This is a genomic window from Streptomyces sp. NPDC033270 (assembly GCF_055576575.1).
Genome location: NZ_JBVIRA010000059.1, coordinates 1 through 10166 on the forward strand (window position 1 = coordinate 1; position 10166 = coordinate 10166).

8 protein-coding genes are annotated in these 10166 nt (G+C 74.3%); 6 read left to right on the forward strand and 2 right to left on the reverse strand.

Annotation, left to right across the window (positions count from 1 at the left end; all coding sequences use genetic code 11):
* The first annotated feature begins 369 nt into the window (after nt 1–369).
* Together ACZ5XZ_RS38860 and hemW are read left to right on the forward strand one after the other, a co-directional pair.
* A complete protein-coding gene (locus tag ACZ5XZ_RS38860) occupies nt 370–2457 on the forward strand; it encodes a SpoIIE family protein phosphatase (RefSeq protein ID WP_468987166.1) in 2088 nt (695 codons plus the stop codon).
* A 310-nt stretch (nt 2458–2767) separates the two neighbouring features.
* On the forward strand, nt 2768–4000 hold the full coding sequence (gene hemW / locus ACZ5XZ_RS38865) for a radical SAM family heme chaperone HemW (protein WP_468987167.1): 1233 nt from the start codon (nt 2768–2770) through the stop codon (nt 3998–4000).
* 72 nt (nt 4001–4072) lie between these two features.
* Here the strand turns inward: hemW and ACZ5XZ_RS38870 are convergent, their stop codons facing one another.
* Complete coding sequence (locus ACZ5XZ_RS38870) at nt 4073–4906, reverse strand: DUF3097 domain-containing protein (RefSeq protein WP_468987169.1); 834 nt, start codon at nt 4904–4906, stop codon at nt 4073–4075.
* 120 nt (nt 4907–5026) lie between these two features.
* The gene (locus ACZ5XZ_RS38875; protein ID WP_468987170.1) at nt 5027–5761 is read right to left on the reverse strand and encodes an MBL fold metallo-hydrolase; all 735 of its coding nucleotides are present in this window, start codon (nt 5759–5761) and stop codon (nt 5027–5029) included.
* Nucleotides 5762–5955: 194 nt separating this feature from the next.
* On the opposite strand from ACZ5XZ_RS38875, the gene hrcA reads away from it, so the two are divergent.
* The 4 genes from hrcA to ACZ5XZ_RS38895 all read left to right on the forward strand — a co-directional run bounded on the left by hrcA (nt 5956) and on the right by ACZ5XZ_RS38895 (nt 10025).
* The gene (gene hrcA, locus ACZ5XZ_RS38880; protein ID WP_384426864.1) at nt 5956–6972 is read left to right on the forward strand and encodes a heat-inducible transcriptional repressor HrcA; all 1017 of its coding nucleotides are present in this window, start codon (nt 5956–5958) and stop codon (nt 6970–6972) included.
* Nucleotides 6973–8109, forward strand: coding sequence for a molecular chaperone DnaJ (gene dnaJ, locus ACZ5XZ_RS38885; RefSeq protein ID WP_468987172.1), 1137 nt, complete (start codon nt 6973–6975; stop codon nt 8107–8109).
* 87 nt (nt 8110–8196) lie between these two features.
* Nucleotides 8197–9285, forward strand: a complete 1089-nt coding sequence (locus ACZ5XZ_RS38890) for a nitronate monooxygenase (RefSeq protein WP_468987173.1) — start codon at nt 8197–8199, stop codon at nt 9283–9285.
* Nucleotides 9282–10025, forward strand: coding sequence for a 16S rRNA (uracil(1498)-N(3))-methyltransferase (locus ACZ5XZ_RS38895; protein ID WP_468987175.1), 744 nt, complete (start codon nt 9282–9284; stop codon nt 10023–10025). The genes ACZ5XZ_RS38890 and ACZ5XZ_RS38895 overlap by 4 nt, the downstream gene beginning before the upstream one ends.
* Nucleotides 10026–10166 lie beyond the last annotated feature (141 nt).

The window sequence follows — 10166 nt, forward strand, 5'->3', positions numbered from 1 at the left end:
GGGGGGGGGGGGGGGGGGGGGGGGGGGGGGGGGGGGGGGGGGGGGGGGGGGGGGGGGGGGGGGGGGGGGGGGGGGGGGGGGGGGGGGGGGGGGGGCGGGGGGGGGGGGGGGGGGGGGCCCCCGGGGGCCCCCCCCCCCCCACACACACCGCCCCCGTACTGCCCCCTCCATGTCGTCCGCCCCGTACCGCCTCTCATTCCGAGGATCCCCGGGCCGCACTTGGCGCGTCGGCCAACTCCCCCGGCGCGTCAGCCGAATTGAGCGCTGTGACCACCCACTTCCGTGACTCAGTGCTTATGGGTGCGCCCGTTCTGTCACTCTGTCGGTGGCGCATCCGGCGCTGTAGCGGAGCTGCTCGGGAGTTGCTCAATGCGGACGACCACTTCGTCTCCACGGGACGACGACGTCACGACGACGGCGGAAGGGGCCGGCGGCCCCTCCGCGGCCGGACCCGCCGCCCGCTCCCTGCGGGCCAGCCTGCCGGGGGATCCGCAGGCCGCTGCCGCCGCCCGGCAGTTCGTCCGGGCCGCCTTCGCCGACTGGGCCGCCCAGCGGCTGCCCGGCACGGAGGGGCTCACCGATCGGCTCGCGGACGAAGCGGTGCTGCTGGTCAGCGAGCTGGTGACGAACGCGGTGGTGCACGCGGGCACCACCGTCGAGCTGCGCTGCCGGCTGGAGGCGGCGGGCGAGCGGGACGACGAGGCCGACCCGGCCCCCCTCCCCGGCATCGTCGTCGAGGTCTCCGACCACCATCCGGCACAGCCGATCCGCGCCCGTGCGCGGCGCACCGCGTCCGGCAGCCCGGTGTCCGACGGTTCCCTGTCCGGCGGCTGCCCGGTCGACGGTGTCGCCGCCGACAGCGACGGCTCCGAAAGCGGCGGCCACGGACTGCAGCTGATCAGCGCGGTCGCCGAATCCTGGGGCATCACCTACCGCCGCGCGATGAAGACCGTATGGTTCCGCCTGCCGGTGGACGCGCCGGACGCCGGCGCCCGGCCCGAGCCGGAGATCGCCTACGCCGATCAGGTGCTGCAGCGCGAACTGCGGGCCGCCGAACTCCTCGCCCCCGCGCCGCGTCGGGCCGCCCGTCGGGAGCTGGACGCCGACCGGGTCGAGACCGGCGCCCTGTCGTTCCTCGCCGAGGCCTCCGACCTGCTCTCCGGTCAGCTCGACGCCGATCAGGTCGCCGCGCTCGCCGCCCAGCTGATCGTGCCGCGGCTCGCCGACTGGTGTGCCGTCTGGCTCTACGACGGCGACGGCGGCGCGCCCGGCCGGGGCATCGCGGCGAGCGTCGAGGAGCAGCGGCTCGCCCGCGTCTGGCACACCAGCGAGAGCCGGGTCGACTCGCTGCGTACGGCACTGGAGAAACAGCCGCCGGAGGTACCCGGCACCGCCTCGCCGGGCCGCGCGCCCGCCGCGGTCCCCTGGCCCTGGCCGGACGAACCCGGGGGCGCGGAGCCGGGCGGCGCGGCGCTGGCCTGCCCCCTGGTCGCCGGCGGCCGCCGCCTCGGCACGCTGCTGCTCGGCCGGGGCGGACTGCTGCGCATCCCCGACGAGGTCGTCGTCCTGATCGAGGACCTGGCCCGGCGGGTCGCCCGTGCGGTGGCCACCGCACGCGCGTACAGCCGCCAGGAGCGCATCAGCCAGGTGCTGCAGCGCCGGCTGCTGCCCCGGGGGCGGGCGCAGGTGCCCGGTGTGGAGTCGGCGGTGGTCTACGAGCCGCGCGAGGGCGCCTGGGCGGGCGGCGACTTCTGGGACCTGTTCGACGCCGGGGACGGCCGCTGGTGCTTCGCCCTCGGCGATGTCTGCGGCAGTGGACCCGAGGCGGCCGCGGTGACCGGGCTCGCCCGGCCGGTGCTGCGGCTGCTGGCCCGTGACGGCTTCGGTGTGGCGGAGGTGCTCGACCGGCTCAACAAGACCATGGCCAGGGAGGCGGCGGACTCGGTGGCGGCGGTGGCGGCGGCGGTGGCGGCGGCCGGCGCCGGGGCGGAGGCGCCGGTGGAGATCCGCGAGGAGGGCGAACAGGCCCGCTTCCTGTCGCTCCTCTACGGCGAGATCGTCCCGTACCCCGGCGGCTCGGGAGGCGCCCGCTGCACGCTCGCCAGCGCCGGCCACCCGCTGCCGCTGGTGCTGGGCGCGGACGGCGCGGTCCGGGTCGTCGCGGCACCGCAGATGCTGCTCGGGGTGGTCGAGGACGCCGCATACGTCAGCGAATCGTTCGACCTCTGCCCCGGCGAGACGCTGCTGTGCGTCACCGACGGGGTCACCGAGCGCCGCTCCGGGCGCCGGCTCTTCGACGACGAGGACGGCCTGGCCACGGCCCTCGCCGCCGGCGCCGGCCTCGGCGCCACCGCCCTGGCCGACCACATCCGCAACACGGTCCACGCCTTCGACCCGACCCCGCCCGACGACGACCTGGCCCTCCTGGTCCTCCAGGCGGCGGGCGGTCCGCTGTAGGGCGCGGCGGCATTACGGAGCGCGCGGCGGTTCCCGTAGGGCTGGTGGGAACAGATCCCGTAGGGGATGCCTGGGCCCCCTGCGGGGCCACAACGGGGTGGGCGGGGAGGGTATTCCCGCGGGCGTCGGGGCTGGGGCTGCCGGGGCCGGGCGCGCGGGGAGCCGTACGGCAGACGGGTCCCGCTGGAGGGCAGCGGAGCGACGATCTCCGGGCCGGCCCCCGGGGCCCCGCGCGGGCGCCGTAAGGCGTTCCGCTGGGCGTCCCGCCCGGCGGACCCTGCTCCGCGTCGTATGACGGACAATGGTTCCCATGCCTTCCGCACTGCCTGATGGTGAGCCGATGCCCGAGCACGGGGCGCTGCCCCGTCATGCCCTGGCAGGGGCGGCCGGGCGGCCCCTCGGCTTCTATCTGCACGTGCCGTACTGCGCGACCCGCTGCGGCTACTGCGACTTCAACACCTACACCGCGAGCGAGCTGCGCGGCTCCGGTGGCGCCCTGGCCTCCCGCGACAACTACGCCGACACCGTCGTGGCGGAGATCCGCCTGGCCCGCAAGGTGCTGGGCGACGACCCGCGCCCGGTCGAGACGGTCTTCGTGGGCGGCGGCACTCCCACCCTCCTGCCCGCCGCCGACCTCGCCCGCATGCTGGCGGCCATCCGCGACGAGTTCGGCCTCGCGCCGGACGCCGAGATCACCACCGAGGCCAACCCCGAGTCCGTCGACGCCCGCTACCTCGCCGAGCTGCGCGCGGGCGGCTTCAACCGCGTCTCCTTCGGTATGCAGAGCGCCCGGCAGCACGTCCTGAAGATCCTCGACCGCACGCACACCCCCGGCCGCCCCGAGGCCTGCGTCGCCGAGGCCCGCGCGGCCGGCTTCGAGCACGTCAACCTCGACCTGATCTACGGGACCCCCGGTGAGACCGACGACGACTGGCGGGCGTCCCTCGACGCCGCCCTGGGGGCCGGCCCCGACCACGTCTCCGCCTACGCCCTGATCGTCGAGGAGGGCACCCAGCTGGCCCGCCGGATCCGCCGTGGCGAGGTCCCGATGACCGACGACGACGTCCACGCCGACCGCTACCTGATGGCCGAGGAGAAGCTCTCCGCCGCCGGTTTCACCTGGTACGAGGTCTCCAACTGGGCCACCACCGAGGCCGCCCGCTGCCGCCACAACGAGCTGTACTGGACCGGCGCCGACTGGTGGGGTGCCGGCCCCGGCGCCCACAGCCACGTCGGCGGCGTCCGCTGGTGGAACGTCAAGCATCCGGGCGCCTACGCCCAGGCCCTGGCCGAGGGCCGCTCCCCGGGCGCGGGGCGCGAGGTGCTGGCCGACGAGGACCGCCGCGTCGAACGCATCCTGCTGGAGCTGCGGCTGTCGGACGGCTGCCCGCTCGGCATCCTCGCCCCGGCGGGAGCGCGTGCGGCGGCGCGGGCGCTGGCCGACGGGCTGCTGGAGCCGGCGCCCTACGAGGCGGGTCGGGCCGTGCTGACCCTCCGGGGACGGCTGCTGGCCGACGCGGTGGTGCGGGACCTGGTGGACTGATCACCCGGCCGGGTGATCACAGGGCGAGACGCGCGCCCGCTCCAGCGGACCCGCCGCCCCCTCCCCATCGCGTCAGCCTTCCCCGCCGACCGTGACGAAGTCGATCAACTCCTCGACCCGCCCGAGGAGTTGCGGCTCCAGGTCCTTGTAGGACCGTACGCAGGACAGAATGCGCTGCCACGCCGCCCCCGTGTTCTCCGGCCAGCCCAGCGCCCGGCACACCCCGGTCTTCCAGTCCTGGCCGCGCGGGACGGCGGGCCACGCCGCGATCCCCACCGACGACGGCTTCACCGCCTCCCACACGTCGATGTAGGGGTGGCCCACGACGAGCACGTGCTCGCCCGTCACCTCGGCCGCGATCCGGGACTCCTTCGAACCGGGCACGAGGTGGTCCACCAGCACCCCCAGCCGGGCGTCCGGACCGGGGGAGAAGCCGCGGACGATCGCCGGGAGGTCGTCGACGCCCTCCAGGTACTCCACGACGACGCCCTCGATGCGCAGGTCGTCGCCCCAGACCCGCTCGACCAGTTCGGCGTCGTGCCGGCCCTCCACATAGATGCGCCCGGCGCGTGCGACCCGGGCGCGGGCGCCGGGAACGGCGAGTGACCCCGAAGCCGTACGGGCGGGGCCGCCCGGCGCCGGCCGGTGCTGCGGGCGCACCAAGGTGACGACCTTGCCCTCCAAGAGGAAGCCGCGCGGGGTCATGGGGAAGACGCGGTGCTTGCCGAAGCGGTCCTCCAGGGTGACCGTGGGCCCCTCGGCGGTCTTCTCGCAGCGGATCACGGCGCCGCAGAAGCCCGTGGTGACCTCCTCGACGACCAGATCGGGGTCGGCCGGCACCTCGGGTGCGGGGCGCGGCTTCTTCCAGGGCGGGGTCAGGTCGGGGCTGTAGCGCTTGCTCTGCATGGGCCTGTTCTATACGAGATCCCGGCGGCGGGACCCGCTGGCGGCGGGACCTGATCGCGGCGGAGTCGATCACGGCGGGACCCGGTGCCGACGGGCCCCGGCCGGGGCGGGGGCCGGCGCTCAGGAGGGCGGTACGCCGAAGAGGGCGGCCAGGGCGTCGCGCTGGGCGCGGACGAAGGCGGCGTCCACCACGGCACCATGACCGGGGACGTACACCGCGTCCTCGCCGCCGAGGGCCAGCAGGCGGTCCAGGGCCGCGGGCCACTGCTGGGGCAGCGCGTCCGGGCCGGCCTGCGGTTCGCCGGACTCCTCGACCAGGTCGCCGCAGAAGACGATCTCGGCGGCGCCGTGCCGGCCGGGCACCAGGACCGCGAGGTCGTGGGCGGTGTGGCCGGGACCGACGTTGGCGAGCAGCACCTGCCGGTCGCCGAGATCGACGGTCAGTTGGCCGTGCACATGGTGGTGCGGGGCGACCAGCAGATCGGCGGCCTCCGCGGCGGCGTCCCGCGCGACGCCGTGGCGCATCGCGTCGTGCCGCAGCTCGTCCTTGCCGCGCCGGAGCAGTTCGCCCAGGCCGGCCGCGCCGAACACCTCGACGCCGGCGAAGGCGGCGGTGCCCAGCACATGATCGAAATGTGGATGGGTGAGCGCGACATGCGTCACTTCCCGGCCCAGTACGCCGCGGATGGCCCGGCGCAGATCCGCGCCGTCACGGATGCTCGCACCGGTGTCCACGATCATGACGCCGGCCGATCCGGTGATCACGCCGATCGTCTCGTCCCAGCCCGGCATCCGGCGCCTGGCGACACCGTCACCGAGCTGTTCCCACCCGGCCTCTTCCCAAGCAGTGCCCATACCGAGACGCTAGCTCCATCGCGATAGCGTTGCCCGGTGGATCGGCCGAACACGGTCATCGGGCGGGCGCCGCGCAAGGTCGCCCTTGCCGTGGCCGTGCTACCCGGCCGTACACTGGCTCCGGGTCTGGCACTCGACTTGTGTGAGTGCCAGGAGTAACGAAACGGCGGACGGCCGGACTGGAGGTGCGCAGGATGCTCAGTGAACGCAGGCTCGAAGTGCTGCGCGCCATCGTCCAGGACTATGTCGGGACGGAGGAGCCGGTCGGCTCCAAGGCGCTCACCGAGCGGCATCAGCTGGGGGTCTCCCCGGCCACCGTCCGCAACGACATGGCAGCCCTGGAGGACGAGGGTTTCATCGCCCAGCCGCACACGAGCGCGGGGCGGATCCCGACCGACAAGGGCTACCGCCTCTTCGTCGACAAGCTGGCCGGCGTCAAGCCGCTGTCCAGCCCGGAGCGGCGGGCGATCCAGAACTTCCTGGACGGTGCCGTCGACCTCGACGACGTGGTGGGGCGCACGGTACGGCTGCTGGCGCAGCTGACCCGGCAGGTCGCGGTCGTGCAGTACCCGTCGCTGACGCGGTCCACGGTCCGGCACGTCGAGCTGCTGGCACTGGCGCCGGCCCGGTTGATGCTCGTACTGATCACGGACACCGGGCGGGTCGAGCAGCGGCTCATCGACTGCCAGACGCCGTTCGCCGAGACCTCGCTGGCGGACCTGCGGGCGCGGCTCAACAGCCGGGTCGTGGGACGCCGTTTCACGGATGTGCCCCAGTTGGTGCAGGATCTCCCGGAGTCCTTCGAACAGGACGACCGCGGCACGGTCTCGACAGTGCTGTCGGTGTTGCTGGAGACTTTGGTGGAGGAGACCGAAGAGCGGCTGATGATCGGCGGCACCGCCAATCTCACGCGCTTCGGGCACGACTTCCCCCTGACCATCCGTCCGGTGCTGGAGGCCCTTGAGGAGCATGTGGTGCTGCTCAAGCTCCTCGGCGAGGCCAAGGACTCGGGCATGACCGTACGTATCGGGCATGAGAATGCCCACGAAGGCCTGACGTCCACATCGGTCGTCACGGTCGGCTACGGTTCGGGCGACGAGGCAGTCGCCAAACTCGGCGTGGTCGGACCGACCCGCATGGACTACCCCGGAACGATGGGAGCGGTACGCGCAGTGGCACGTTACGTCGGACAGATCCTGGCGGAGTCGTAAGTGGCCACGGATTACTACGCGGTCCTGGGCGTACGGCGCGATGCCTCGCAGGACGAGATCAAGAAGGCGTTCCGCCGGCTGGCGCGCGAGCTGCACCCGGACGTGAACCCGGACCCCAAGACCCAGGAGCGGTTCAAGGAGATCAACGCCGCTTACGAGGTCCTGTCGGATCCGCAGAAGAAGCAGGTCTACGACCTCGGCGGGGACCCGCTGTCGCAGTCGGGCGGCGCCGGTGGCGCGGGCGGCTTCGGCGCGGGCTTCGGCAACTTCTCCGACATCATGGACGCCTTCTTCGGCACGGCCTCGCAGCGCGGACCGCGCTCGCGCACCCGCCGCGGCCAGGACGCCATGATCCGGTTGGACATCGAGCTGAACGAGGCGGCCTTCGGCACGACCAAGGACATCCAGGTCGACACCGCCGTGGTCTGCACGACGTGCACCGGTGAGGGCGCGGCGCCGGGGACCTCGGCGCAGACCTGTGACATGTGCCGCGGCCGCGGTGAGGTCTCGCAGGTCACCCGGTCCTTCCTCGGCCAGGTCATGACGTCGAGGCCGTGCCCGCAGTGCCAGGGCTTCGGCACGGTCGTGCCGACGCCGTGCCCCGAGTGCGCGGGCGACGGGCGGATCCGCTCCCGCCGCACGCTGACCGTCAAGATCCCGGCCGGTGTCGACAACGGCACCCGGATCCAGCTCGCGGGCGAGGGCGAGGTCGGCCCCGGCGGCGGCCCCGCCGGTGATCTCTACGTCGAGATCCACGAGCTTGCGCACCCGGTCTTCCAGCGGCGCGGCGACGATCTGCACTGCACGGTCACCATCCCGATGACGGCGGCGGCGCTGGGCACGAAGTGCCCGCTGGAGACGCTGGACGGGGTGGAGGAGATCGATGTGCGGCCGGGCACCCAGTCCGGGCAGTCGATTCCGCTGCACCAGCGCGGGGTGACGCATCTGCGGGGCAACGGCCGCGGCGATCTCATCGTCCATGTCGAGGTGCAGACCCCGAGCAAGCTCGATCCCGAGCAGGAGGAGCTGCTGCGGCGGCTCGCCAAGCTGCGCGGCGAGGAGCGGCCCACGGGCCAGTTCCAGCCGGGGCAGCAGGGGTTGTTCTCGCGGCTGAAGGACGCGTTCAACGGGCGGTAGGCCACGGCCGAACCGACGCGCCCAGGCGCGTACCAGCGCCGAGCCCCTGATGCGGGGGCTCGGCGTTTCCCGTGACACGATGTGCTCATGTCCACCGCACTGACCGATCTCTGTCGCTATCCGATCGTGCAGGCGCCGATGGCGGGAGGCGGCTCCGGACCCGAGCTGGCCGCCGCCGTCTGCGGCGCCGGCGGTCTCGGCTTCCTCGCCGCCGGCTACAAGACCGCCGACGGCATGTACCAGGAGATCAAACAGCTGCGGTCGCTGACCGACCGGCCCTTCGGCGTCAATCTCTTCATGCCGCAGCCGTCCCTGGCCGACACCGCCGCCGTCGACGTCTACCGCGAGCAGCTCGCGGGCGAGGCCGCCTGGTACGAGACCGAGCTCGGCGAAACCGACGGGCCCAGCGACGACGGCTACGAGGCCAAGCTCGCGATACTGCGGGAGGACCCGGTGCCGTTGGTGTCCTTCACCTTCGGCTGCCCCTCGCGCGCCGTCCTCGACGCCTTCGCCAAGGTCGGTACGTACACCGTCGTGACGGCCACCACGGCGGCCGAGGCGCAGGCCGCGCAGTGGTCGGGCGCGGACGCGGTGTGTGTGCAGGGCGTGGAGGCCGGCGGCCACCAGGGCACCCACCGGGACGATCCGCACGCGGACGGGACCGGTGCGGGGCTGGGGCTGCTGGCGCTGCTCGGCCAGGTCCGCGCGGCCGTGCAGATCCCGGTGATCGCCGCGGGCGGGCTGATGCGCGGGGCGCAGATCGCCGCCGTACTGGCCGCCGGGGCGACGATGGCGCAGCTGGGGACGGCGTTCCTCGCCACCCCGGAGTCGGGCGCCAACCCGCTGCACAAGCAGGCACTGAACAACCCCCTGTTCACGCATACGGAGTTGACCCGGGCGTTCTCCGGGCGCCCGGCCCGCGGGCTGGTGAACCGCTTCCTGCGCGAACACGGCCCGTACGCCCCGGCCGCCTACCCCGCCGTCCACTACCTCACCTCCACCGTGCGCAAGGCCGCGGCCAAGGCGGGCGACGCGCAGGCCATGAACCTGTGGGCGGGGCAGGGGCACCGGCTGGCCAGGGAGCTGCCCGCCGCGCAGCTCGTCGAGGTCCTCGCGGCCGAAATCGACGCGGCACGGGCGGCGTTGGCCCACCCCGGCGCCGGCGGCGCGTCATGACCGCGCCCGTCTTCCTCGTCGACTCGCTCGCGCAGGCACGCGCCGGCGGCACGCTGACCCTGGACGGCCCCGAGGGCCGGCACGCGGTGTCGGTGCGGCGGCTGCGGGCCGGCGAGGAGGTCGTGCTGACGGACGGTCACGGGACCGGGGCCTACGGCACGGTCGCCGCCGTCGAGGGCAAGGACACGCTCGTCGTCGCCGTCACGGAGCTGCGCACCGACGACCCGCCGGACCCGGTCATCACCGTCGTCCAGGCGCTCCCCAAGGGCGACCGCGGCGAGCTGGCCGTCGAGACGATGACCGAGACCGGTGTGGACGCCATCGTGCCCTGGCCGGCGGCGCGTTGCGTCACCCAGTGGAAGGGCGAGCGGGCCGCCAAGTCGCTGGGCAAATGGCGCGCCACGGCCCGTGAGGCGGGCAAGCAGTCCCGTCGGCTGACCTTCCCCGAGGTCGCCGACCCGCTGACGACGAAGCAGGTCGCCGCCCTGCTGGCCGACGCCGACTTCGCGGCCGTCCTCCACGAGGAGGGCAGCACTCCGCTGGCCACCGCCGAACTCCCCGCCACCGGCCGTATCGTGCTCGTCGTCGGTCCGGAGGGAGGCGTCTCCCCGGAGGAGCTCGCCGTCTTCGCCGAGGCCGGCGCCAAGCCGTACCGCCTGGGTACGACCGTCCTGCGCACCTCCACCGCGGGCACCGCCGCGACGGCCCTGCTGCTGGGGCGCACGGGGCGCTGGAACTAGAGGGGTTCCCCGTGCCACGAGAATCGTGGCACGGACCACCGACAATGCGGCGGGGGGGGGGGGGGGGGGGGGGGGGGGGGGGGGGGGGGGGGGGGGGGGGGGGGGGGGGGGGGGGGGGGGGGGGGGGGGGGGGGGGGGGGG